Below are 24,706 nucleotides of genomic sequence, written 5' to 3'. Positions count from 1 at the left end.
CATGTTGCCTGGGGCTGACATCCTGATTCTCGGAGCCGGTGTCGTTGGCCTGTCGGCCGCGCGCCGGCTCTCTGCTTTGGGCGCGAAGGTCACCGTGCTCGACGCCGCGGACCCCGGAGGCCGGGGCTCGCGAGCCGCCGCCGGTGTCGCCATTCCCTCGGTGCGGCTGTTCGATGACCCGGTGATGCTCGCGTTCGCCCGGGCTGGCCGTGCCACGCTGGCGGAGGACCTGGCCACGTTGCCGGAAGGAGACCGGCTCCGGCGTGGCAACGGCATCCTCCGCATCGTCCCCGACGCGAAGGCCCGCGACGCGCTGGCCGCGAAGGCGGAGGGTGACGCGGAGGGACTCGGGACGTGGCGGGACGCCGCCAGCCTCGTGACGATCGAGCCCGCGCTGGAGGGCACGCCGCTCTTCGGCGCCTTCGAGACGGGGCAAGGCCACCTCGTGGACACGGATGGATATGTCGACGCGTTGCTGAAGGACGCGGCGCGCGTCGGCGTGAGCGTGCGGCGGGGCGTGGCCGCGCGCGGCGTGACGGAGACCTCCACCGGCGTCGAGGTCCAGACGGAAGCGGAGACGCTCCGGGCGGACCAACTGCTGGTATGCGCCGGGCCGTGGTCGTCGACCGTGGCGGGGATGCCCACGCTGCCGCTGAAGCCCGTGCGCGGGCAGATGCTGGTGGTGCACCAGCCGGGCCTTCGGCTCACGCGCGTGGTCTCCGGGCCCACGTACCTGGCGCCATGGCGCTCGGGCGAAATCGTCGTCGGGGCCACGGAGGAGGACGCGGGCTTCGTGGAGCAGGTGACGCCCGCGGGGCTGCTCCACCTCAGCGCCACCGTGGCGAAGCTGGCGCCGCGCCTGCGCGACTCGCGCTTCGTCCGGGCCTGGGCGGGGCTGCGCGCGGCCACGCCGGATGGTCGCCCGTACATCGGCCGCCACCCGGACATGCAGCGCACGTTCATCGCCACGGGCCTGGGGGGCCAGGGCATCCTCACCGGTGCCCATACGGGCGCGCTGCTCGCGGAGCTCGTCGCGCGAGGCCACAGCGCCGCCGCCGAGCCCTTTGCCCCCTCGCGTGTCAGTACAGGTTCACCGAGTCGAACGGGCGGTTGAGCTTGGTCCGGGCGCGGGGGAGCGCGCCGTGGATGGCCTTCGCGTCGCCCCGCGCCAGGGCCTCCCTCAGCGCCGCGGTCTGCTGGGGCCAGGTGGTGCCCGCCTCGGCGCAGCGCAGTGCCTGCGTCCAGTCCGAGCGCCCGGCGGCCAGGGCCTGCCCCGCCAGGCTCTCCGCCGTCTTCAGCGGGTCTCCAATCGCACGGGCGTGTTCCTCGGCGCGGGCGAACCAGTCGATGGCGGACGCGGGCTGCTGCTCGTCCAGGAACAACCGACCCAGCTCCGCGGCAATCACCTGCCGGTGGAACGAGTCCCCCAGCGCGTCGGCGTTCGCGAAGGCCTCGGTGAAGTGGGCCACGGCGGCGTCTCGCTCGCCCGCGGCCAGCTCCAGCCCCGCCAGCCGGTAGCGGTGGTGCTTGGCGAAGTTCACGCCCCAGCTCTCGCTGATCTTCTCGAACCGGCGCCACGTGGAGATGGCGTCGCCGTACTGCCGCGCCGTCTCCTGGAGATAGCTGGCGTTGGAGATGAGGTTGATTTTGAGGTGCGTGGCGCTGGCGTCGTGCAGGTCGCCCACGCAGCGCATGGCCAGCTTCTCCTCCACCAGCGCCTTGTCCAGCTTGCGTTCCAGGAACCACGTGAGCGCGCAGACGTTGCGGAGCCAGCCCTCCTGCAGCGCGCGGTCAGCCGCGGTGCTGCGCTCCAGGGCGGCGAGCCCGGCTTCCACCTCGGTCCGTGCGTTGGGGAGCTGCCCGAAGCGCTTCGTCAGCGTGAGGGCGCGGAACATGTGGAGCCGCGCCACCAGCTCGGGCGGAATCCGGCACGCCAGGCCCCGGCCGAAGGCCTCCATCGCCTCGTCGTGGGCGCCCGTGTAGACGTGGACCACGCCCATGCTGCGGGCGAACAGGGCTCGCAGCTCCTCGGCGTCTCCCAGGCTGGCGCGGTCAATCTCGATGGCGGGGGTGGTGAAGCCCGTGTCCAGCGAGTCCCAGGCCTGGAGCACGCGCGCGGGCAGCGCCGCGTCCTGGCCCTCCGCCAGCGCCGCCAGCCCCTGCTCGGCGGCCAGCATCGCGCCCTCGTAGTTCGTGGTGAAGAAGCAGCTCCGGATGGCGAGGATGGCCGCGGCCACGCGCGTCTCGGGCGCCTGTGCCGGGTCCACGGCGAGCTGGAGGTAGCGCCCCTCCAGGTCCACGGGGGCTTCCAGCGCCCGGGAGGACACGGGGCCCGGCGTGGGCACGCGCGGGGCGCGCAGCCGGTCGCAGAGCGCGTCCAGGTAGGCCTGCCGCCGGGCCTCGAACGCCACCGCGCCGTGAGGGCGGCGCACGTTCCACCCGGTCAGCAGCAGGGTGCCGTCCAGTCCCTCCAGCCGGCTCCACTCCGCGGCCCGCATCACCGCGCGCAGGCTCACCAGGTCGCACTCGCCGGCGCCGTGGAGGACCAGCGGGCGGCCGCTGGCGCGCAGCGTCTCCACGATGGCCTTCGCGGCCACGTTGAGGACCCAGAACATCTGCTCGGACTCGCGGTGGAGCCGCCGCTCGGAGGGCGTTAGCGCCAGGTCACTCAGGTCCGGCACCCCGTCGATGGCGCCGGGAAAGAGCCGGTTCCACTCGGACGGATGCGCGAGAGACAGGGCGCGCACGGCCTCGGGGGCGGCGTCCTCACAGGCGCGGAGCACCTTCCGCAATCCACCGAACGCGACAGGCAGCGCCACCCCCACGTCCACCTCGAGGGCATGCGCGGGAAGGGTGGTGGGAAGCGATGCCTCCACGGTGACAGCCAGCTCGCGGGGACGCGCGAAGGGGGGACTCACGGGGGGCTCCTCGGAGGGACGCAAGGCCAGGGTGAGACACGAAAACGTGTCTCACGCACATCCTCACATCCTCTTAGGAACTGAGCAATTACCCTCGGCCCGGAAACTTCCGTTTCACGAAGTCAGGTTTTCGACGTGTCCGGGCGCGGCACCGGGCGATCCGTTCCCAGCGGACGCCGGCGTGTGACAGCTCCGGAGGACCTCAGTCGTGCGTGCCGATGTGCTGATCGCCGTGATGGGCGCAGACCCAGTGGAAGGCGCAGGAGCAGGCCACGGCGCGCGCCTGGGTGCAGCACCGGCCACCGAAGTGCTCCGGCAGCGCCTCGGCTTCGTCGTCCTCCGGGGGCTCCGGGAGGCACCGCGGCGCCGAGTGCCCCGACACGGCCGGCTCGCTGTCGCAGCAGCCGCGCTCCATGCAGCGGGGGCACAGCGACAGCTCGCAGTTGGCGCACCAGTCGAAGACCTCACCGGCGCTCCCGCGGCGCTCACATCCTCCACAACAGTCGAACATGGACGACCTCCAGGCGCATGCGAGTGAAGGTAGAGCAGGGGTCTGACAGGCCAAGCGTCCAGTCCGTCACGCTCCGGTGGCGAAGGCTTCCATCCGTGAACGTCCCGAGCGGGGAATGTGGGGCAATGAACCGTGGTGACAAGACGCGCGCGCGGGGTTGGAGCAAGCTGGTGGAGGGGCCCGTCTTACCGGGGGAAGGAGCGAAGCCCATGCGCAGGCAACGGCGAATCATCGGCGTCTTCGGTTCTGGCAAGGAGGACCACGCGGAGCGGGTCGTCCCGCTGGTGCGGTGGATTGCCGAGGCGGGGTTCGACCTGCTCACGGGCGCGGGCAGTGGGGTGATGCGGACCGCGGCGGATGCCTTCGTCCAGGTGGAGGGCCGGCACGGCATCTCCATTGGCATCGTTCCCGGCACAGTGGAGGGTGGGGAGTACAAGCCGCGCTCGGGCTATCCCAACCCCAACGTGGAGCTGGCCATCTACACGCACCTGCCGCTCAGCGGCGAGCAGGGCACGGATCCGCTCAGCCGCAATCACATCAACGTCCTCACACCGCACGCGCTGGTGTCGCTGCCCGGAGGCGCGGGCACCGTGGCCGAGGCCGCGCTGGCCCTGCGCTACGGCAAGCCCGTCATCCTCTACGGGCCCACCGACTCCTTCCGCCGCTTCCCGGCGGAGCTGGAGCGGACGGACTCGCTGGAGCGCGTCGCCGAGTTCCTCCGCGCGGCGGTTCGTGAGCCGCTCCGCGTGACCGCGCCGTAGCGGCGACGTGTCGCTCGGGCTGGCTTCCTCGCGCGGCGGTCCGCGGACGCTGCCGACCTGGCGCGTCATGGCGGAGGCACTTCACCCGGCTGGCCCCCCCACGCTGCGTTGCGCGGACCGTGCCGTCTTGTCGCGGCGTGGCAGCGGCACGTCGTCCTGGCTGCCCTCATGCGCGGCGGTGGCGCTGGCCATCCCCCTTGCGTCGACGCGCGCCGCGCTCCGTCCGAGGGCCCGCCATGGTCGACGTCGTCAGCTGGGCGCGTGCGGGAAGGTGGGGGGCCACGTCTGGGGCGCCTTGAAGAAGGCGCGGCCGGTGGCGGAGACGGTGGCGGTGGGCTTCGATGCGGTGGTAGGCGTCCTCTCCTCTCCTTGAGGATTCGCTTCAACGCCCTGTCCTGAGCCTCCCCCATGCCTCCGGTGGACCTCGACCCCATCCTCTCGACGCTGGCGCCCTACATTCCGGGCGCGGTGCTTAGGCGCCTGGCGCACACGGAGGCGCATGCCCTGCCTCTCGTGGAGGCGGTGCGTGGCGCCATCCTGCTGCTCGACATCGCGGGTTTCACGCCCATCGTCGTCAGCCTGAGCGGCGCGGGGCCCCGGGGCATCGATGCGCTCCAGCGCCTGCTGACGAGCTACTACACGGAGATGGTCGACGTCGTGAAGGACCACGGCGCGGACATCTACCAGTTCGCCGGTGACTCCATCCTCGCGTGCTTCGAGGAAGAGGCGGAGACGGGGGCCAGCGGCGCGGTGCAGCGAGCGGCGCGCTGTGCGCTGGATGTCCAGGCGCGGCTGGCGCACTTCTCCCGGCTGGAGCTGCTGGGCCAGCGCTTCAGCGTGTCGTCGCGCATCGGCATTGGCTTTGGAGAGGCCCATCGCGTGGTGCTGGGCGCCACGGGGCTGTGGATGCACCCCGCGCTCATCGGCCCGCCACTGGCGCAGGCGGTGGCGGCGGAGAAGCGCGCCGCCGGGGGCGAGGTGTGGCTCAGCCCGGAAGCCTGGGCCGCGCTGCCGGAGGCCTCCCGCCAGGGGGGGGATCGCGATGGCGCCTGGCACCTGGACCCGTCCGCGCCGCTTCACGCGCCGCCAGCGCCCATCTTCGTGCTGCCCTCGGGGCCGGACATGGTGACCCGGTGCTCCCTGCTATTGCACCCGGTGCTCTTCACCAAGATTACGACGGCGCACCAGGAGTTCAGCGGTGACTTCCGCGACGTCACCTGCTTCTTCCTTCGCTTCGACACCGATGGCGCCTCGCGGAGCACGGAGGACTTCACCCGCGAGCTGAACGCCTTCTACGAGTACGTCCAGCGGGAGAGCGCGCACCATGGCGGCGTGCTGCTGATGACGGACTTCACGGACAAGGGGAACGTCCTCTACGTCCTCTTCGGCGCGCCCACCGCCTTGCAGAGCAAGGAGGTGCTGGCGTGCCGGCTGGCGTGCAAGCTCATGCGGGAGCGCGAGTTCTTCCCCTTCGTCAACGCGCTGCAGATTGGAATCGCCACCGGGCCGGCCTACTGCGGGGACATGGGCGCGCCCCGGCGCAAGGGCTACTCCGCGCTGGGCGAGGTGGTGAACATGGCTGCCCGCCTGATGACGCACGGGCAGGGCAGCGGCATCCACATCGACGCCCAGACGGAGCGCAAGCTGCACCAGGGCGGCTTCGCCACCGAGTTCGTGGAGGATGCGCGGCTCAAGGGCGTCTCTCGCGCCGTCCCCGTCTACCGGCTCACCGCGGAGGTGCGCCGGAGGCTCTTCCTGCGAGGAAGGGGGGACATCGTCGGCCGCGAGCGCGAGCTGGAGACGCTGCGGCAGGCGGTGGAGGCGTCGCTGGAGGGCAAGGGGCGCGCCTGTGTGGTGTCGGGCGAGGCGGGCATCGGCAAGTCGCGCCTGGGCACGAAGGTGGTGGAGCTCGCGGAGGCGCGGGGCGCGCGCATCCTGTACGGCGTCTGCTACTCGTACGAGATGTTCACCCCCTTCTTCCCGTGGAAGGAGGTGCTCGTTCAGCTCTTCGACCTTCACGAAGGCGACGACGTGGAGACGCAGGTGTCGCGCCTGCGTCAGGGCTTCACGGGCCTGGAGGACACCGGCCCGGAGTGGGTGCCGGTGCTCGCTGGAATCCTCGGCCTGCCCGTGGAGGAGTCCCCGCTCACGCGCGACCTGGATGCCCGGCGCAAGAATCAGCGCGTCTTCGAGGTCATCTTCCAGCTCCTGGAGAAGCGGTCGCGACAGACGCCGGTGCTGCTGTTCTTCGAGGACCTGCACTGGGCGGACAAGATCTCCGTGGACCTCATCGCGTACGTCGCCGCGCGGCTGGCTCCGCTGCGGCTGGCGCTGCTGGTGACGATGCGGCCGGGCGAGCATCTCAAGAGCCTCAAGGGGCTGCCGGGGCTGCACCGGCTGGACCTGTCCAGCCTGGACGACGAAGAGGCGCGGGCGCTGCTGCGGCTGCATCTGCGCATGGAAACGCCAGACACGGCCCTGGAGGAGCTGCTCCTGGCCAAGGTGCAAGGCAACCCGTTCTTCATCGAGTCCATCGTCCAGGGGCTGGTGGAGAAGGGCTACCTGGGGCCGGTGGCGCCCGGCGCGGGACGGATGGAGCTCAAGCGCGGACTCCAGGGGCTGGAGTTGCCGGACTCCATCCAGGACGTGGTGCTGGCGCGCATCGACCTGCTCACCGAGACGGAGAAGCTGGTGGTGCGGGTGGCCTCCGTGGTGGGGCGCATCTTCACGCTGGAGGCCGTGGCGGCGCTGGCGCCCGGCTCGGTGTCGCACGAGCGCATCCGCGAGGCCCTCGACACGCTGACCCGGCTGGGGCTCATCCTCCTGGAGATGGAGGAGCCCTTCACCTGCATCTTCAAGCACATCGTCATCCGTGACGTGGCGTACACCACGCTGCTCGTGTCCGCGCGCGAGGACCTGCACCGGCGGATGGCGCGCTTCATCGAGGCGCGCGCCGGCGACAACCCCGTCAAGTCCGCGGGCATCCTGGCCTATCACTCGCTCGCCGGGAACGACGAGGTGAAGGGCCTGGAGTACACGCTGATGGCGGCGCGAAGCGCGCGCGAGCAGTACGCCAACGACGACGCCATCCACCACTACAACCGCGCCATGGAGATTCTCGGGGGCACGGTGGCGCTGGACCCCGAGGAGGTGCTGCACAAGACGCGCGCGGTGATGCAGGAGCTGGCGGAGACGCTGCTCAACGCGGGCCACTACGCGGGCGCCATCCACATGTTCGAGCAGTGCCTGGCGGACGAGGAGCAGGTGTCGCGCCGCGCGGAGATTCACCTGGGGCTGGGCCGCGCCCACCAGGAGAAGGGCGAGTCCAAGCGCGCCATCCAGGAGCTGGAGACGGCGCTGGAGCTCATGGGGCACGGGATGCCGCGGGGCCTGCCGGCGCTGGCGGTGCGCTCGGCGCTGGCCATGGGGCAGCACCTGCTCTACGGCCTGTTCCCCTGGCAGTCACGCCCGCTGGGCGCCCGGCTGCCGCTGTACCAGATGCGGTTGTCCACGCTCATCGCGCTCATCAAGATCTACTACTTCGCGGACCTCGGGAAGCTCACCTGGGCCACGCTGGTGGCCAGGATGCTCGCGGAGCGCTCGCGCAGCGAGTATGGCCTGAGCCTGGCGACCAGCTCCTACGGCTCGCTGCTGTTCGGCGCGGGCCTGGTGGGGCGCTCCGGGTACTGGTGCCAGCTCGCGCTGGCGTATGCCCGCCGCTCACGGGACGCCGCCGCGGAGGGCGTGGCCCTGAGCCGGCTGGCCGCCCAGTCCATCTTCACCAACGCGCCGGCCAAGGCCATGGTGTACGCAGAGCAGGCGGTGCCGCTGCTGCGGCAGGTCGGGGACATGTGGGAGGTGCAGACGGGGCTGATGATGCTGGCCACCAGCCAGTTCCTGCTCTCGCGCTTCGAGGACGCAGAGCGCGCGTACCGGGAGATGGGGCGCGTGGGCGTCGAGCTGAACGCACGGAGGCATCAGGGGTGGTCCCACGCCTGGGTGCCCCTGTGCCGCTACCTGCGGGGCGATGGGGACGTGGGGGAGCTCTGCGCGGAGCTGGAGGAGGGCCTGCGCATCAGCATCGAGGTGCAGGACCTGGCCAACCAGTGCGCCAGCCTGAACCACCTGGTCAACGTGGCGGTGCGCGAGCACCAGGTGGAGGAGGCTGCGCGGTTGGCGGTGCGCGCCGACGAGGCGCTGCGGCGCTACCACGTGCTGGTGCCCTTCCTTCAGGTGGGCCTGGTGGACGCGGCGGAGGGGGCGCTGTTCGCGCTGGAGCAGGGCGCCGTCTCCGTGCCGCGCGAGCAGCTCTGGGCCCTCTATCGCCGCTGCGCGCTCAAGGCGCGGGCCCTGGGGGTGCTCTATCCGTATCTGCGCGGTCCGGCGATGCGGGTGATGGCGCGCGCGAAGGCGTTGAAGCGGGGGGCGAAGGCCGCGGAGCCGCTGTTCGACCGCGCGCTCGCCGTGCTCGAGGCCACGCCCAATCGCTGGGAGACCGGGGTGGCCTACCTGGACGCGGCGGCGGCGCTTCCGCATCGGCGCACGGCACTCCTGGCCCGCGCGAGGGACATCTTCGCCGCCATTGGGGCCCAGGCGGAGCTGCGACGCGTGGAACGCCTGGATTCCGGCTCCGCCGGTTTCACGGCTTGAGCAGCATGACAGCGGCGCGAACCGCGAATCTCATGCTCAACCCTCGTGTCCGGAGCGGACGTCGTGAGTTCCAGACTGTCAGGCCTCGAACGCCACTCACCGTGCATTCGGCCTCGTCACGCCGTGTGCATGGAATTTCAGTGAGTGGGTCATTATCTATTCAGGGCCTGCTTGCCCCATCCACGAGCTCGCATCGCTTCGACCCCCCCGCATCTTCTCCGCCGAGCGACCTCTCATGTCCGTCAGCACCTGGAACATCGACGCCTCCCATTCCTCCGTCCTTTTCGTTGCCCGTCACATGGTGGTGGCGCGCGTCCACGGCCGCTTCGAACGCTTCTCTGGAACGCTCCGAGTCAATCCCGAGCAGCCCGTGCAGGGCGAAGTCGACATGACCGTGGAAACAGGGAGCATCTACACCGGCTCGCCGGACCGGGACGCGCACCTGCGCTCCCCGGACTTCCTCGACGCCGAGGCCGCGCCCAAGCTCATCTTCCGGAGCACCAAGGTCGAACCCACGGGGGGCGCCAGCTTCCGGCTCCTGGGGGACCTCACCATCCGCAACGTCACCCAGCCTGTCGCCTTCGAGGCGCGGCACACCGCCACATCGAAGGACCCGTGGGGCAACACGCGGCTCATCTACTCGGCGCGCACCACCATCAACCGCACCGATTACGGCATCCGCTGGAACAAGACGCTCGACAACGGCGGGTGGCTCGTCAGCGAGAAGATCGACATCGAGCTGGATATCCAGGCCATCCCCGCGGCCTGAACCCCGCTGCCGATGCCGGAGCCCCGGCGTGGGGCTCCGCGCTCAGGGCGCGGGCATGAAGTCCGCGTAGACGGCGGCGTGGTCGGAACCGCCATAGCCGCCCCGTGGGTCCTTGGCGGTGCGGAATGAGCCAGGCACATACGTGCCGCCGCCCCGCGCCAGGTACAGGTGGTCGATGGCCTGACGCTCACCGTAGAACGTGTAGGTCCACGTCTCGTCGTCCGGCCGGTCGCTGGCGACGCGCAGCAGCGTGCCACCGCGCTCCAGCGCCACAATCGGCTCCGAGCCCGGCACGTCGTTGAGGTCTCCTCCCAGGACCACCAGGGCATCCGGGGCTGCCTGCGCCGCGGCCGTGACGATTTCACGCGTCGCCTCGGCTTCGGCGAAACGGCGGCCAGGGTCATCGTTGGACTTGGAGCGGAAGTGCGCGGCGAAGACGATGACCTCCTTGCCGCTCACCTCCACGTGGACCTCCAGCAGCTCGCGGGAGAAGTACGTCTGCGTCCCGTTCGGCCGCTGGAGCACACGGTCGCGATGGCCTCGGACCTGGGTGATGGGGTGGACGGAGATGACGGCCACGTCCACCGAGGCGGGAGCTCCGGTCTCGCCCAGCTCTGAATAGGCGAAGCGCGGGAGGCGGGACGTGAGCGCATCGAGCGAGGCCTGCGTCTCCACCTCCGCGAGCAGCACCACGTCCGCATTCAGCCGCGAGATGGCGGACGCGAGCCGGTCGGCCTGCATGCCGAACTCGGAGGGCGTGGGGAGGGCCTCGTAGTTGTTGCCGCCACAGGCTCCGGAGTCGCACACCGTGTCGAAGAAGCGCTGCACGTTGAAGGCCGCGATGCGCACGCTGCCTTCGACCGCCGTATCGGGAGGCTTGGGCTCGCCGCAGTCCGAGCCCACGCACGGGGCATCATCCTCTGGCGGCGTCCCGCGCCCGTCGCAGCCGGACAGCGACAGGAAGGCACCCAGCAGCGCGAGAGCACGGACGCGGGTGAAACGCCACGGCGCGGGAGGAGAGGCGGGAGGCATGCGGCCGGCAGACTACCCCAACGCGGCGTCCGCGCAGCCGGGCAGGCGAGCACGGTGTTCGCGGAAGGGCTCATGGCCTGACGCGCATTGCTTCTGGAGGTTCGTTACGGCATGACATGGCGTGCGGTGGGTTCCTGGCCTACCGCACGGCTTGTGTGCGGAGGGGAGTGCGCGGAATGTTCATCGAGATTCTCATTGGTGCCGCGGTGATGACGCTCATCACGGTGCTCTTCACCGGGCCCGGCATGTGGAGCTCCACCTGGGGCTACCGGAAGAAGGAGGGCCTGCGAAAGTCGGAGTCTTCCGACGAGAAGAAGTAGGCCGTTGGCCCCAGGGAGCGGACGCGTCCGTTCCTGGCAGACGCCCGGGACGCCGTTCGCCCCCGGGCCCGCTGAGCAGGCGTCTCATACGCCCGGTCCCCCCGCCCCCGAGGGGCAGGGGGGATGAAGGGCGGGGCACGCGTCATTCCACCAGCAGCCGTTTCACCGGTGCGGGGTCCACCGCGACCATCAGCGGCCGGGTGAAGTTGCTGAACGACACCAGCGCCTGGCCCGGGGCGAGTCGCGACACCCGGTTCCACAGACTCTCGTCGATGCTGCCCGCCGTCTTCTGCATGCGGGAGATGACGGAGCTATCCGCGATTTTGTGGATGACGAAGTTGTTGATGAGGCCCAGCACCTCGTTGGGCAGGTGCTGCGGAAGCTGGGTGACGAAGACGAGCCCCATCCACCGCTTGCGGCCCCGCTTGGCAATCTTCGCCACCTGCTCGAAGAGCACCGGCATCTGGGAGATGCGGTTGGCGGACAGGAACTCGTGGGCCTCTTCGATGATGATGAGCACCGGGGTGATGGCCGCGTCCTGTGCGTTGGCCCGCTGGTAGCGGGCTTCCTGCTCTTCCTGGAGACCGCGGAGGATGTCCGCGATGACCAGGTTGTTGAGCTGTGGTGAGTCCGTGTCCGACAGGTCGATGACGGAGACGCGGCCCGGCGTGAGCATGGAGTCATAGTCCACGCCCGCCGCGTTTCCGACGTCGAAGATGCCCAGGCGCCGGAGCCGGTGCAGCTTGCTGGCCAGGGCCTTCCAGCTGATTTCATTACGGCTGCTCTGCGCCATGACCCGGGCCATCACCCGGCTGAAGTTGTTCCGGAACTCGGTGCGCAGCACGAGGCCCCGCGACGGCGCCTTGGCGGTGGCGTCCGTATCGGCCTCCTGCTCTTCGGGGTCCTCCAGCAGCGAGGCCTGCTTACGGGGCACTGCCCGCGACTTGCCACGCGTCTCCGACTTGCCCTCGTCGCTGAGGCTGTAGATGTACGCGCTGACGACATCGAGCACGTGGTCGATCGTCATGCGCGGATAGCCCGTCGACAGCTCGTCCACGTCGAGGACCTGGCGGCGTTCCTGCTCGGTCTGCGGGTAGATGTTGAAGTCTTCCAGCAAGAGCTTGGTGACGTCGTAGGCCTTGAGGAATCGCTCCTGCTGCGCGTCCGACATGTCGAGAATCTCGGCGAGCGCGTAGGGCGACAGGCTGGAGAACTTGAGAGAGAAGGCGTGTTTGCTCCGGTGGCGCGGATTGAGGCTGGCGCGGCCGATGAGATGGTGGATGTGAAGGTCCCTGACGCCTTCTGCCTTCTGGCCCCGGCGTCGGAGCGCCTCGAGCATGGCGGCCTGGTCCGTGGGCTTGTCCACGTGCGTGTATTCTCCCTCCACGTCGAAGACGATGGTGGCGATGCCCTGCTGCTGTGCGCGGTGGATGAGGGTGGCCACCGTGGTGGACTTGCCGCCGCCCGTCGTTCCGATGATGCCGGTGTGGCGCGGAAGGATGGACTTGTCCCGGGGATTGAGCCGGGCCTCCATCTGCTCGTAGCCGACGACGAGCCCCAGGCAGAGGTCGCCTCCCGTGCCCAGCACGCGTGCGCTCTCTTCGTCATCGAGCAGGAAGACAGGGCTCTGGGGACGGGGCCGGAAGCGCGGCGGCTTCAGCGCGCCATCGACTTCCTCTCCGACAATCTCGATCTCCGCGCGTCCGTGGTAGTCGAACGTGTACGCCAGCTTCTTTCCATGCGTGACGACACCAATGGCCATGGTGGAGTTGGCGGGCACGGCATTGGGTTCGGCGAAGGGGCCACGCACGACGACGCCCAGGTAGGCGCGCTGGTCTTCCTTCGACTTCACCCGGACCAGTGTCTGCGACGCGAGCAGGTGCAGGTCGTCGCGCGTGAGCAGCACCGTGATGAGGTTGTCCTGGCTCGATGACACGTCGAAGTGCGTGAAACCCACCGCAGCTTCCAATTCGGGGTCCGCTTGGGGGCCGGACTTCGCCTGCTGCCTCAGGGCGTCCAGCTCGTTCAGGGCGGATGTTGGTGTCGGCTGCACGACCCCATTGCGTGGAGCATGAGGTCCCGTGGGGCCATGCCCCTTGCCGTTCATCATGGGCGCGGCTGAAACAGGGACGGGCCTGTACTGGCCGTTCTTTCCCGCCGGTGGATGCCCATTGCCGTTGACGGGACGTGGGTCCGAGGCCGCTGGCGGTGGCCTACCCGCTGTCATGTTCACCGTGGCGGCATGACGCGGGGGGGCGGAGGTATTGGGCCCACCCAGCGGCGGGGACGCTCGGACCTCACCGGTTTGCGCCGGAGCGGGCAGGGTGGAATGAGGATTGGCGCTTCCGGAGCGGGCGGGTGCTGCTGGCCGCCCATTTGCCCCAGCAGGTGCCTTTGGCTGGCCTGGACCCGTTCCACGATATCCAGGGGGAGGTTCACCCCAGTTCCCTGGGTCCTCCGCCGCGTGAGGGGGCCTTGTAGGAGCGTGGCCCTGTGAAGAAGGTTGCCCCCGGAGTGCTCCTGCCCCTGGCGAGCGATGGCCCCTGCCGTCGTCAGTGATGCTCATGACGCTCCTGACCTAATGGCGTTTGGTGTGCTCGTTGAAGAACTGGAGGTTCGCGCCTGCCTGCGCATAGGCGTCGTGAACCAGCCCCATGAATCCGTCCTCGCCAAAGGCACTGCGGCAAGATGCTTCCGCGACGTCGAGGAGCATGGGGAAGCCTCGCTCGGGCCGGAGAATGCTGTCCGCCATCGCAATGCGTGCGGCGAGGTGGACATGCTCGCGGTGGGCATAGAACGAGCGGGGAGGTGTGCGATCCGAGGCACGGAATACGCCCGAAATCACGTCTGGGCAGCACTCCCGTACGAAATTGGCCGCGAGGCGATGGCTCCTGTCACCGTACTTCCAATGCTCGACGACGCGTTTCCCGAAGCGCTCCAGCGTTTCGAAGATGATGTACTCGCCCGCTTGGAGTGCATGGCCGATGGTCAGGATGCCTCGCTCTTCCAGTGCGCTCGGGACGAAGACGAACTTCTTGTGCTGTTGGATGAGGCGACGGAGTACGGCGAGTGATGCTCGAAGAAGACTCATGTAGCCTGAACCCGTAATCAGTTCGTGGGCACAGGGGTTGCCGTGTCCGATTCGCCATTCAGCTTCGGACTTGTCTACCAGCACGGCTCGTTCCGCATAGGTCCTGATGCCACGACGGGCCAGCTTGGAGAGCGATTCCTTGCGCGGGCTGGCGGAACGCTCCATCCGGAGGTTGATACACGCGATTGCATCCCGCACTGGATCCGCGCTCTGGTCCGACATCTCCTTGCGGAAAAGCCGCTGGGAGAACGTGCCGGTGGTCCCTCCGTAGCTGACGGCCGCGATGCCGATTTGCGTGATGCCTAGCGGCAGGCTCTCATGACTCGTGGAGATGCCGTTGACTGCCTCCACCTTGCCGGAGAACAACAGGCTCTGATGAACCGTTGCCAGTTCTTCAGGCGTGGCCTTGTAGACTCCGGCCTCCTCGGCTCCGCCACCTGAGTTGGCCGAGATCTTGGGGAGCACCTGCTGCCGGATGATCGTCCTGACGACGCTCTCCTTGTCCACGGCATTGGCGATCTCCTTTCGAAAGCGCGCCATGACGCTCGCGAGATCGAGCCCCTGTGACCACGTATCGAGGTCGAGGGTGCTCAGCAGGTCTTCGCCAAATGCATCGAAGAAGTCGTCGTCACCAAAGAGGTCAGCACCCTCATGGTCATCGTAACCTCCCGCCATACCTATGTCCTCTCCTCCCCGAGAAACTGGATGATCGAGAATGGTTGTGTCCGCTTCTGTGGTTTCAGCAAGCGGGCGTAACCACGGGCTTTGTCCTCAGGGATGCCGAAGTGTCGCGCCAGCAATGCTGGGCCCTCCTCATCAGGCGCGGACTGCAGGAGGGGACGGGCATGCTCCGCCGGGGCCAGCAACTCGAACGCCAGTCGATCCGCGCGCCGTTCGGCCTCTGCAATGGCTCCGGATGGGAGGTGGCCCGAGGGGTTTCGATCCATGAGCTTGATCTGGACCCCAAGTGGCACCTGCCCGAGAACGGAGGACAGCCGCTCTTCGAGGCTGGCCCGCCGCTGCCCGTTGATGACAGGGAGGATTCCCTCGCCGAAATGATGGATGGCGCGCTCTCGGGGGAGGAGGTGGTCCAACACGAAGTGCGCGACTTCGTGCGCGATGGTGAAGCGCTGCTCGGCCTCCGTGTCTCCTGTGTCGTGGAACAGGAACGCTGAGCCCGCCCGTGCGACCATGCACCCGTAGAGTTCTCGTTCCGTGTCCGAGGCCGAACGACGAACCCCGCGGTACCGAAGCCAGTCTGTGACGTGGCTGGTGGTCAGCATGGGGATGGGGATCAGTTCGACGGAGAGCGCGTCTTGCGCTTCGGTCGCGATATCCCGAGGGAAGGTTGTGTCCCGTCGCAGTCCGCTGCTGGTCATTGCCACATCCAGCCAGTGGCCCATCATGAGTCGTTCTCGTCTTCTCGGGTGCGATCCCGTGCCGCCAGCAGGATGGCGCTGTCTTCCGAATCCATTTCTTCTTCGGACTCCATCGTCAGGGCATCAATGACCTCGACGCGACGGAGCACTCGGACCAGGCATCGTCGGTCCACGGAGAATCGCTGTGCGACGGCAGCGGTCTGCTCGGCGAACGAAGCGCCGACGGGGCGCCGGCACAACGACATCCACTGCAGTGCTTCAAGCGTGCATCCCAGTTCGGTCGCGAGTGCCGTGGGGGTGATGCGTTCAATCGTGCGGTAGCGCTCAAGCGCATGACCGAGCATCCAGGCTTCACCTGTGCTCCGTTTCGCCGCAGCCTCGAGCCAGTCATGACTTGACACCGATGACCTCCCTTCCAAAGCGCTCCAACCACTTCGTGATGCGGTCTCGGTTGCGCTTCACTTCGCGCTGGATATCGACCGCCGGGAGAGGGCCTAAGCCGAGTACCTCACCAAACCGCTGGGTGGACCGCTCTCCGAGGAGCATGAGTTCGAGGAATGCCCGATCGACCACCCCGAGGTTGGATTTCTCGATGCGTTCCACGATGCGGCGCGCCTCCAACGCGTTCTCCAAACTGTCCTTCGGAGGCATCCCCAGAAGTTCGAACAGGCATCCGAACTTTTCTTCGCGCAGGACTCGCCTGAAGGTGGAGCGCTGCCAGTCGGTGACCCTGTTCTTGGCGGATTGCGTCAAGTATGCAAGGAGGCGGCCCCGCTGAGGGTCGAATCGCTCGGGAGCTTCGAGGTAGTCGATGACTGCGTCGATGGCTGCATCGCGCGCCTCTTCATACGCGCACCTTCGAGCACGCGTGACCGCCGCGATGATTGGGTCCATGAGGACCTCAAAAGCCTCTGAATGTGCCACCGACTCCTTCTGGAGGATGCGCGCATGCAGTGCGTTCTCCTCGTCCGGCGTTGGAATTCCCATCCTGACTCCTCATCGGAAGTTTCCATTCGCGCTTTGCTCACGTGCGCTTGTGTGTTCCTTCGGAGCCATCCTGGCGAGTTCGACGGAGACACACCTCTGTAGCTCCCCAGATGGTTCCTTCGAGTCGATCCGAGTGTCTGTACCTCCCAAGTGGTATGGGAATGAACGTCTGTGCAGCTTGAATTCACGTAAACGCCTGTCCTTGGAAGACGAGGCGATTCGCTTGTCGGCGTGCCGCTACCTGCCTCTCCTTGTTCGGAGCCGGTTGATCATACGGGAGAGCTGATTGGCGCGGTCCGTCTGAATGCCACGCGCGGCGTGTGTCGCCATGAGGGCCAGTGCCCATACCCCCACAGTGGTAAAGACAGGGAATCCACGAGGCGGCATCTTGCGTAGGGAATGACGGGCGTGGTCCGGAGCGCCCCAGGACGGCTCGGGGGGGACGTCTTGGCATCACGACTCGAGCGGGCGCGGGAGACTGCGCGGCTCCAGAGGCGTGGGCGCGGGAATGGCGTGGCGGAGCCGGGCGGGCCTGCGGCACGAGGCCCGCCCGGCTCCTGGGGAAGGTGCGATCCCTCCCCACCTGCGTATGGGTTCAGCAGCCCAGGTTGGCGCCGGGGCTCACGCCCAGCATGTTCGTGAACCGGAGATAGTTGTCGATGCGGCTTTGGACCTGGCCCGGGTTGTTGCCATTGCACTCCAGCGCGCCGTTGATGGCGCGGATGGTCTCACCGAAGCCCCGCTCCTCCACCATGGCGCGGTGGGCGGGGATGGAGCCGGCACCGGCCTGCGTGGTCCAGAACCAGAACGCGGAGCGCCAGGACGCGTTCGGGTCCTGCGCCAGCAGGTCCGGGTTGGTGTGCAGCGGCAGGCCCAGGGCAGTGCCGGCGGCGCAGTAGTTGCCGTTCCACGAGAGCTGGATGGGGCCACGGCCGTAGTAGCGCTTGCCCGCGACGCAGTTGCAGCCCGGCGGGCCCCAGCTTCCGCAGTACTCGCCGCGGTTGATCTCCTCCACGTACACGAAGTTGCCCGTCTCGTGCGCGGTGTTGGCGAAGAAGGCCGCCACCTCACGCTTGCGCGTGTCCAGGGAGCCCGTGTTCGCGAACGCGGGGAAGGTGTTCGCCGCGGCAATCAGGGCGCTGTAGGTGTAGAAGGGGTTCCGGTTCGGGAACATGCTGTTGAACATCGACTCGCTGAGAATCGCAGCCAGTCCCGTGCCGCCATTGCCCCCGCCATCAATCCGGTCGAACGTCCACCGCTGGTTCGTGCCGCCGATATAGGGGTACTGCACCAGCTCCGTGCCGTTCGCCGAGTTGCCCCAGTACAGGTCCACGGCCATGTCCGTGTGGCGTGCGTGGATGCTGAACTCGGTGCCGCCCCGGTTCTGGAAGCGGAACTGCTGGTTGTTGCCGCCGCTGTAGGTCCACTGCTGGACGCGCGCGTTCTCCGCCGTGCTCCCGCCGGTGATGTCGAGCCCCTTGTTGCTGTTCACGTTGATGATGCTGAAGTAGCCACCGGACGTGGGCGTGATGCGGAAGCGCTGGGCATTGGTGCCATTGCAGTCCCATTGCTGCACCTTGGCTCCATCCGCCGTGCTCGACGAGGCCACGTCGATGCACTTCTGAGTCGCCACCGAGCGGATGACATAGGTGCCCTCGGTGATGTTGCTGACGATGGCGGCGCCTTCCACCTGGCCCAGCGGCTCGGGCGCGGCGGGCATGGGGTCCGCGTCACCACATCCGCCCAGAAGACTCAGGCCACCACAGATTCCCAGCAGGGTCAGACCACGGGATATGAAACTGCCAGACATGACTTGCTCCTTGCGCAAGAGGGGATTGCGGGCGCTCCGCGAGAGGGTTTGCGGAGGCCTGGCTCCGGAGCCCGGAGCCACAAGGACTGTATGGGAATTGGTAAAGCCGGAATAAGCTGGCAGCCTGGTCCGGCCCCAAACGTTGACGATTGGACGTGGCGTGAATGTCAGACGTGCTGCCGTTCCAGCACGCAGGGCCGGGGCATCGATACGACCGGGGGCTCCTCCGACTTCTACCAGCGGAAAGGTGCAAAGCCAGCCAACTTCCGTGTCCGGCTGCAGGCGGCGCCCGCGGGCTTGCTCACCCCTGGCGGCTGTCGTGCCCCAGCGCCCGCCGGATGGCGCGCTCCACCGGGGAGTAGCTGTCGTCCGGGCGCTGGAGCTCGAACGCGCCCGAAGGGAGCAGCGGCGGCTGGGCCATGAAGCGCGGCCGGGTTCCCCGGTGCGGCTGGGCGGCGTGGACCAGGAAGGGGTGGCACAGATAGACGGTGCCTGCCTCGCCCGTGGCGAAGGCCAGCGGGCGGTGTGCGGACACGTCCAGCTTCCTGGCGAGCTCCATGAAGGACAGCCCGGCCTCGCCCTCGGGTTCGAGGACGCGCGCGATGTCCTGGTGCGAGCCCACGCGGATGCGAGTGGGAGCGTCGTCCTCGCCCACGTCCGAGAGCAGGAACAGCATCAACAGGGCGCGGCCTCGGGAGGCCACGTTCACCCGATAGGTGAAGAAGTCGCTCGGGTTCTCCCCCGGAAAGCTGGCATCGACGTGCCAGCCGTCGTCTCCGGGCGCGTCCGCGCTGGGAAAGCGGACGGGGAAGGTGCCCAGGCTTCCGCGTGGGAGCCAGCGTCCGGCGCCCACGAGTTGGTCGTATACGCCGCGCAGCCGAGGCGTGTTGGCCGCGAGCCGGAAGGGCTCCTGTGAATAGTCGCCGAGCCGGATGACGGGCTGTTTCCACGTCGTGGGGTCGTCTGGGGCACAGCCCGTGTCACGCCAGAGCAACGCTCGGCCCGCGTCCGCGAGCTCGCGCGGAAAGGCGTGGTCCACACGAACGAATCCCTCCTCGACGAACTGCTCGACTTCGCTAGCGGAAAGCTCCATGTGGCGGTGTTCTCCTCGCGGTCCGGAGCCGCGGACGAAATGGCCGCTGATTTCCTGACCATGACGCCGTCGCAGGCGCGAACGGGCTTCTTCGGGGCGCGAGGGGGCCGGTGGCGGCGCCGAGGGCAGACCTCCGCGTGAGCCGACGGCGCTCGCGCGGAGGTCTTCGTCCTTCGAAGGTGCGGCAGCGGGCCTCAGTTGCAGACCCGGCAACGGCGGCAGGACGTCGTGATGGTGCAGCAGTAGCCGGAGGCGGGCGTGCAGCAGTAGCGCCACCCACCGCACGTCACGCAACAACGGGCCTTGTCGTCGGCGGACGGAGCTTCGAGCGGGTTGACGTCCAGGGACTGCGCCTCGACGGTCGTCACGGCCACCTTGAAGGCCGCGCGGAGGCCGTGGTGGACCTTGCCATCGGCCCGCGCTTCGATGACCTCGATGGGGGCGGCGGACTCGAGGTCGTAGCCGTTGTAGATGGTGTAGCGGACCGTGTCTTCGCCGATGACTTCCGGGACGATCCGGTAGGACAGCTTCAGCGTGTCGTTCGTGGCGCTCACGGGCTGGCCGTCAATGGCGCGAAACGCGGCGCTCTCGCCGGTCTCGCTGTAGACGGTCATGTGGATGACCTTCTTTTCGACAGCGGCGTCCGCGTTGCTGGCCACGAAGAGCAGGGTGGCGAGTCCCATGATTCGGGTGAGGGCTCCAAGCATGACTTTGCTCCAGGTGATGGGTGTGTGTTTGTTATTGGGGTGGCCCCTCTCTTTTTCTTGGAACTCCGCTCCGTCACTCGTGAGAAGAGTGGATGTGCGCCATCCAGGGGCCCGGGTGATTGATACGGCTTGGTGATGGCATTGTTGTTATGCGGCTTGTTTTGATTCTGGCTCAAGTTCTGCCTGTCTGGCTTTCGACGTTGGCAGAGGCTCTGTTGTTTGACGTGCACGGGCGGTCCCCGGAGGCTGTGAGACGCGGTGGTGAATCCCAATGGCTGCGAAACGGAGAAGCACGGACTGAGAGCGTGGCGTGGTAGCCTGCTCATTCATGCCGCGCCCGCACCCGTGCGGGGCGGTCCCCCTCAGCCCATTGGAGTCACGTCATGGATTGGAGAGCGTTGCCCTGCGTCCTCGCCCTGTGCCTGGGCGCTTGTTCGGAGCCTTCGGACCCTGAGCCGCAGGACCGGAGGCCCTTGAAGGCCGTCCTCTTTCCCTACATTCCGGACGCGGCGGGAGATGGGTTCGCAAGCCTCGAGCAGCGGCTCGAAGCGGATTTCGAGCGAGACCACCCGGATATCGACCTGGACGTCGTGTTCGACGCCAACCTGGACGTCTATGACCTGGAAGAGGGTGGGGTGCTGAACCAGCTCCTCGGACAAGGCGCCGGGGCCGCCCAGGTGGTGGAGATTGACACGTTGATTCTGGGAGCCCTTGTCGCGAAGGGCTGGGTACAGCCGGTGGCACTGGAGTCCGGCGCGGCGCATCCTGCGGCGGAAGAAGCCGTCTCCATCTCCGGGCAGAGCTACGGCGTTCCAACCTACCTGTGCAGCTATGTCGTCTACTCACACAGCGCGAACCTGGCTTTCGCCAGCGATGGCGCGTCCCTGGTCCAGGTTCTCAGTGACGTGGCGCCCGGCGTGCGCCCGCTGGCCGCGAACTACAGTGGGAGCTGGACGCTGCCCTCGTCGTACCTGGATGCCTGGGCGGACACGAATCCCGAGGGCGAGCTGTCCCAGGCGCTTTCGCTGCCCCTGGACGCGACGGCCCTGGACTCCTTCGAGGAGGTGGTGAAGAGCTGCGAGCTCCACGCGGGGGCCAACCCCTGTCTGGATGGCACCTTCGCGGACAACACCCTGCCGGAGGAGGCTTTCGCCACGGGGCAAGCCAACGGCTTCATGGGCTACACGGAGCGCCTCTTCTTCGCCCGGAGGGCCAACCCGAGCATGGCGCTTCCGGGGGTCATCTCGGTGCCGTTGGGCACGGGCTCCGCGCCGGCGGTGTTCGTGGACGCGCTGGTGGTCAGCGCGCGGTGCACGGGCACTTGTGCCGAGGATGCCCAGGCGTTCACCGACTTCATGAAGGACCCGGCGGTGCGCAGCCTCATCGCCTTCAGCGGAGATGCCCCGCAGGGCACGTCGCCGCGCTACCTCCTGCAGGCCAGCGAGGCCTTCTATCAGCAGGAGCCCGCGCTCTCGGACCCGATGTATCAGCAGTACCGGGCGTTCCTGGACGGAGCCCGGCCGTATCCCAACCAGGGCTTCCCCGAGAACCGGAGGACCCTCCAGTCCGCGCTGATGAACGCGCTCCAGTAGGTTGCCGTCCAGGGAGCGCGACGTGCAGCTGCGCTCGCCGGGCCCGCTCCCGGCGAGAGGCCACACAGGCGCCGCCGTCATTCCACGACGTCTGGCGTGGCGGGGCGCTGATTGGAACACGCTGCGGCGCACTTGGAGCCTGGGCAGCGAATGGTGTGGACAGGACGGCGCGATGCCGGAGCCGAACCCCACCTACGAGGTGCCCCATGACGTCCATGTACTGCCGTGTTGTCACGACCCAGCGCGAGCTGGATGACGCGCTTCGTGTCCGCTGGGCTGTCTTCGGAGAAGAGTTGCAGTTGATGCCCGGGCGGGCTCCGCCGACCCAGCGGGAGGTGAACGGCTTCGATACCTTGCCGACCACCTTCCACCTGGTGGTCTACGCCGCGAGCGAGCCGGTGGCCACCGTGCGGGTGCTGTTGCCCAATCCAGAGGTGGCGCATGCGAGCGGCGGCGAGCTGGGCGTCGAGATGGAGCAGCGGCTGGACCTGTCCGACCTGGCAGGGCCCGGGCAGGTCGTCGCGGAGGCTGCGCGTTTCTGCGTGCGTCGGCCGTGGCGACACACCGACGCCGTGGTGAGGCTGCAAGCAGCCTTTTACGAGGAGAGCCGGCGCCGGGGCATCACGCATTGGTTGGCTGCCGCGAACCTGGAGACGGACTCGGAGGTGGATGCGCGGCTCATCCAGCAGGCCATCGCCCACCGGGGCTGGCTGAGCCCACTCTGGAGGGTGAGGACGCCGGGTGCGTTCGTGACGCCAGTCGTCTCGAGCGCTCCCTTCTACGCGCCCGAGGAGCGGGCTCGCGCCCTGGAAGGGTGGTGGGACACGTTGCGGCTGCCGCGCTCGCCGGCGCTCGTCGCACGGAACATGGGCGCGCGGTTCATCTCCGAGCCTCTCTATGACGCGAGCTTGCACCGATTCACGCTGCCGCTCATCGCCGCGCTCGATGACATCCCCACCCGTACGCTGGAACGCTTCTCGGCGCTCATGCCCGACGGCGGCGACAGAACGGGGGAGTCCGTACTCCCCGGGAGGTAGAGACATTGCCTCTTGACCGGGCCATCCTTCCTCATCCGCGGGAGCTTCGAAGTGAGGAGCTGACCGTGGGAAGTCAGGCTGCGATTGGCGATGCCAGGGGGACTGCGGTGCCCGTGGCACTCGCTCGCGAGTTGGCTGGCGGGAGCTGAGGCGTACGCCAACACCCGCCGCCAGCCTCCACAACGAACTTCCGGCTCAGGTTGATCTGATGCGCAGCTGGCCTTCGTAATCACGCTTGCCGAGCGGGACACCGCGCGAGCGGAGGATGTCGTAGGCAGTGACGGCGTGGAAATGGAAGTTCGGCAGGGAAAACGAAAGAATGAACGTCTCCGACGTGAAGGCGAGCCTCCGCGGCCCGATCTGAAGGTCCAGATCCTTGCCCGCGCACTGGTCGATCTCGTCGGGCGTGAACGCCTCCAGCGCCGCTTCCGCTTTGCCGATCATCGCCTGCAGGTCGGCGAAAGGGACCGGTCCGACCAAGGCCGGCGGGGCGAACACTCCGGTCTTGAGGGCTTCCACCCCCCACACGGAATGGTGCCATGTGGCTTCGACCTGAAAGTGGAAGGGCGCCATGTCGTCGAAGAGGCGCGCGTTCACGAAGTCGTCGGGATCAGCACCCGTCTCAGCGCAGTGCCTGGCCGCACGGTCGAGAAAGCCTGCGACGGCCCTCACGGTCTGCAGGAAGGTGGGCACGCTGAGGTCGTAGAGTGATGTCGCCATCTGCTTTCTCTCGCTTTCTGGCGCTCGCGTTTCCGCCTTTTCAGCATGCGCCCGAACGACCACGGCAGCAAGAACCGGGCGTTCGAAGCCGTCCGTGCCTTGACGCGGAAAGCAGTTGAGCTGAAGGAAGCAGAGGCAGTGGCGGAACCATGCGGCGAGCTTCGCGAGCGGAGTCGCCGCACGGTTCGGGCCAGCTCGGCGAGCGCGCGAGGAGCATGCCTTCGAAGCTGACGCTTCAAGTCCGCCCACCACAGCTCGATGGGATTGAAGTCGGGGCTGTCCGTGGGCAGGTACACGACGCAGGCGCCCACTGGCACCCTGCGTTAGCCAAAGGTGCGCATGGCCATCTCCCTCGCCGTTTCGACGAAGAGGCGCAGTGGCTCGGAGCGCTGGGCGCGGCTGGGGTAGTAGAGGAAGAAGCCGGGTACCTTGGGGGCATAGGGCTCGAGCACGCATTGCAGCCGCCCGGTACGGAGCCGCTCGGCAACCATCGGTTCAAGGGTGTAGGCGAGGCCCAGGTCCTGCTCCGCCAGGATGACGCTCAGCTCGGTGTCGCTGGTGACGATTCCCCCGCGCACCGGCACACGCCAGTTCCTCCGGCCGCGCTCCAGCTCCCAGGCGTAGAGCGTCCCTGTGCTCTGCATGCGGAAGGTGATGCACTCGTGGCGTAGCAGGTCCTCGGGCCGCTGTGGCGTGCCCGCGCGTTCGAGGTAGCCGGGCCCGCCCACCACCACGAAGCGGAAGGCGTCCGTGAGCCGCACCTGCACCATGTCCCGTTCGATAGCCTCGCTCAGCCGCACGCCCGCGTCGTAGCCCTCGGCGACAACATCCACGAAGCGGTCCTCGACGACCACCTCCACCTGCACACGCGGGTGACGTGCGCGAAAGGCCGGCAGCACGGGCGTGATGATGAAGGGCACCGCGGACCGGGGTACCGACAGGCGGAGCTGACCCACGGGTTCGCCCGGCCTCGCGGAGACCTCGGTAAGGGCCGCGAGCGTCTGCCCCAGGGCGGGGCCCGCCTTCTCGACCAGCCTCCTGCCCGCCTCGGTCAACGACACGCTACGCGTGGTCCGGGTCAGCAGCACCACGCGGAGCTGCGCTTCGAGCTGACGCACGGACTGGCTGACCGCGGAGGTCGAAAGCCCCAGCTCACGAGCCGCCGCGCTGAAGTTGCGCAGGCGCGCTACCACGAGGAAGGTCTGGAGCTGAGGAAGAAGCGCGGTCTTCATCGCGTGAGTCCCTGACATGCGGGGGCGGCAGCCGAACATCCAGTACAGCTTCAATGCCAATGTGGCCACCGGCGCCTGGGAAGTGTCTCCAGGCTGT

22 protein-coding genes are annotated in these 24,706 nt (G+C 68.1%); 8 read left to right on the top strand and 14 right to left on the bottom strand.

Features of this window, described 5'->3' with window-relative positions; genetic code table 11:
- Window position 1 precedes the first annotated feature (1 nt).
- Window positions 2–1,114 carry an NAD(P)/FAD-dependent oxidoreductase gene (locus VZL07_RS38495; RefSeq protein ID WP_426752964.1) on the top strand — a complete coding sequence of 371 codons (1,113 nt, stop codon included), beginning with the start codon at window positions 2–4 and terminating at the stop codon, window positions 1,112–1,114.
- On the opposite strand, the gene VZL07_RS38490 is transcribed toward VZL07_RS38495, so the two are convergent.
- Window positions 1,080–2,918, bottom strand: a complete 1,839-nt coding sequence (locus tag VZL07_RS38490) for a tetratricopeptide repeat protein (RefSeq protein ID WP_426752963.1) — start codon at window positions 2,916–2,918, stop codon at window positions 1,080–1,082. The two genes, VZL07_RS38495 and VZL07_RS38490, sit on opposite strands and share 35 nt — an antisense overlap.
- A 202-nt stretch (window positions 2,919–3,120) precedes the next feature.
- Window positions 3,121–3,429 (bottom strand): hypothetical protein, encoded by a 309-nt coding sequence (locus tag VZL07_RS38485; RefSeq protein ID WP_426752962.1) that lies wholly within the window; start codon window positions 3,427–3,429, stop codon window positions 3,121–3,123.
- 209 nt (window positions 3,430–3,638) lie between these two features.
- Here VZL07_RS38485 and VZL07_RS38480 point away from each other — a divergent pair, with 209 nt between their 5' ends.
- From VZL07_RS38480 to VZL07_RS38465, 4 genes are all read left to right on the top strand, one after another.
- Window positions 3,639–4,190 carry a molybdenum cofactor carrier protein gene (locus VZL07_RS38480; protein ID WP_426752961.1) on the top strand — a complete coding sequence of 184 codons (552 nt, stop codon included), beginning with the start codon at window positions 3,639–3,641 and terminating at the stop codon, window positions 4,188–4,190.
- A 127-nt stretch (window positions 4,191–4,317) separates the two neighbouring features.
- Window positions 4,318–4,563: a hypothetical protein gene (locus tag VZL07_RS38475; RefSeq protein WP_426752960.1), complete on the top strand. Its 246-nt coding sequence runs from the start codon at window positions 4,318–4,320 to the stop codon at window positions 4,561–4,563.
- A 35-nt stretch (window positions 4,564–4,598) separates the two neighbouring features.
- Window positions 4,599–8,840: an AAA family ATPase gene (locus VZL07_RS38470; protein WP_426752958.1), complete on the top strand. Its 4,242-nt coding sequence runs from the start codon at window positions 4,599–4,601 to the stop codon at window positions 8,838–8,840.
- 235 nt (window positions 8,841–9,075) lie between these two features.
- Window positions 9,076–9,609: a YceI family protein gene (locus tag VZL07_RS38465; protein WP_426752957.1), complete on the top strand. Its 534-nt coding sequence runs from the start codon at window positions 9,076–9,078 to the stop codon at window positions 9,607–9,609.
- 42 nt (window positions 9,610–9,651) lie between these two features.
- Here VZL07_RS38465 and VZL07_RS38460 read toward each other — a convergent pair whose 3' ends face one another.
- Window positions 9,652–10,641 carry an endonuclease/exonuclease/phosphatase family protein gene (locus VZL07_RS38460; protein ID WP_426752956.1) on the bottom strand — a complete coding sequence of 330 codons (990 nt, stop codon included), beginning with the start codon at window positions 10,639–10,641 and terminating at the stop codon, window positions 9,652–9,654.
- Window positions 10,642–10,817: 176 nt separating this feature from the next.
- Between VZL07_RS38460 and VZL07_RS38455 the strand changes: the two genes are divergently transcribed.
- The gene (locus VZL07_RS38455; RefSeq protein WP_426752955.1) at window positions 10,818–10,961 is read left to right on the top strand and encodes a hypothetical protein; all 144 of its coding nucleotides are present in this window, start codon (window positions 10,818–10,820) and stop codon (window positions 10,959–10,961) included.
- A gap of 142 nt (window positions 10,962–11,103) precedes the next feature.
- On the opposite strand, the gene VZL07_RS38450 is transcribed toward VZL07_RS38455, so the two are convergent.
- From VZL07_RS38450 to VZL07_RS38415, 8 genes are all read right to left on the bottom strand, one after another.
- Window positions 11,104–13,527, bottom strand: a complete 2,424-nt coding sequence (locus VZL07_RS38450; protein ID WP_426752954.1) for a helicase HerA domain-containing protein — start codon at window positions 13,525–13,527, stop codon at window positions 11,104–11,106.
- A gap of 12 nt (window positions 13,528–13,539) precedes the next feature.
- A complete protein-coding gene (locus VZL07_RS38445) occupies window positions 13,540–14,727 on the bottom strand; it encodes a hypothetical protein (protein WP_426752953.1) in 1,188 nt (395 codons plus the stop codon).
- 2 nt (window positions 14,728–14,729) lie between these two features.
- Window positions 14,730–15,458 carry an ImmA/IrrE family metallo-endopeptidase gene (locus VZL07_RS38440; protein ID WP_426752952.1) on the bottom strand — a complete coding sequence of 243 codons (729 nt, stop codon included), beginning with the start codon at window positions 15,456–15,458 and terminating at the stop codon, window positions 14,730–14,732.
- Entirely contained in the window at window positions 15,455–15,775 is a 321-nt protein-coding gene (locus tag VZL07_RS38435; RefSeq protein WP_426752951.1) for a hypothetical protein, read from the bottom strand. The genes VZL07_RS38440 and VZL07_RS38435 overlap by 4 nt, the downstream gene beginning before the upstream one ends.
- Window positions 15,776–15,818: 43 nt before the next feature.
- The gene (locus VZL07_RS38430) at window positions 15,819–16,418 is read right to left on the bottom strand and encodes an RNA polymerase sigma factor (RefSeq protein WP_426752949.1); all 600 of its coding nucleotides are present in this window, start codon (window positions 16,416–16,418) and stop codon (window positions 15,819–15,821) included.
- 595 nt (window positions 16,419–17,013) lie between these two features.
- A complete protein-coding gene (locus VZL07_RS38425; RefSeq protein WP_426752948.1) occupies window positions 17,014–18,228 on the bottom strand; it encodes an RICIN domain-containing protein in 1,215 nt (404 codons plus the stop codon).
- 301 nt (window positions 18,229–18,529) lie between these two features.
- On the bottom strand, window positions 18,530–19,321 hold the full coding sequence (locus VZL07_RS38420) for a phytanoyl-CoA dioxygenase family protein (protein ID WP_426752947.1): 792 nt from the start codon (window positions 19,319–19,321) through the stop codon (window positions 18,530–18,532).
- 194 nt (window positions 19,322–19,515) lie between these two features.
- Window positions 19,516–20,004, bottom strand: coding sequence for a hypothetical protein (locus VZL07_RS38415; RefSeq protein ID WP_426752946.1), 489 nt, complete (start codon window positions 20,002–20,004; stop codon window positions 19,516–19,518).
- Window positions 20,005–20,411: 407 nt separating this feature from the next.
- On the opposite strand from VZL07_RS38415, the gene VZL07_RS38410 reads away from it, so the two are divergent.
- Window positions 20,412–21,620 (top strand): extracellular solute-binding protein, encoded by a 1,209-nt coding sequence (locus VZL07_RS38410; RefSeq protein WP_426752945.1) that lies wholly within the window; start codon window positions 20,412–20,414, stop codon window positions 21,618–21,620.
- A gap of 206 nt (window positions 21,621–21,826) precedes the next feature.
- The gene (locus VZL07_RS38405; RefSeq protein ID WP_426752944.1) at window positions 21,827–22,657 is read left to right on the top strand and encodes a GNAT family N-acyltransferase; all 831 of its coding nucleotides are present in this window, start codon (window positions 21,827–21,829) and stop codon (window positions 22,655–22,657) included.
- A gap of 195 nt (window positions 22,658–22,852) precedes the next feature.
- On the opposite strand, the gene VZL07_RS38400 is transcribed toward VZL07_RS38405, so the two are convergent.
- From VZL07_RS38400 to VZL07_RS38390, 3 genes are read right to left on the bottom strand one after another with little or no spacing between them, the layout of a single operon-like run.
- Window positions 22,853–23,377 (bottom strand): DUF1993 domain-containing protein, encoded by a 525-nt coding sequence (locus tag VZL07_RS38400; RefSeq protein WP_426752943.1) that lies wholly within the window; start codon window positions 23,375–23,377, stop codon window positions 22,853–22,855.
- A complete protein-coding gene (locus tag VZL07_RS38395; RefSeq protein WP_426752942.1) occupies window positions 23,326–23,673 on the bottom strand; it encodes a transposase in 348 nt (115 codons plus the stop codon). Before VZL07_RS38395 ends, VZL07_RS38400 begins: the two co-directional genes overlap by 52 nt.
- A 27-nt stretch (window positions 23,674–23,700) precedes the next feature.
- A complete protein-coding gene (locus VZL07_RS38390; protein ID WP_426752941.1) occupies window positions 23,701–24,609 on the bottom strand; it encodes a LysR family transcriptional regulator in 909 nt (302 codons plus the stop codon).
- Window positions 24,610–24,706 lie beyond the last annotated feature (97 nt).

It is taken from the genome of Pseudomyxococcus flavus (assembly GCF_050038885.1).
GTDB lineage: Bacteria > Myxococcota > Myxococcia > Myxococcales > Myxococcaceae > Myxococcus > Myxococcus flavus.
The sequence above is the reverse complement of the archived record's forward strand: the minus strand, read 5'-3'. Positions and strand labels throughout refer to the sequence as shown.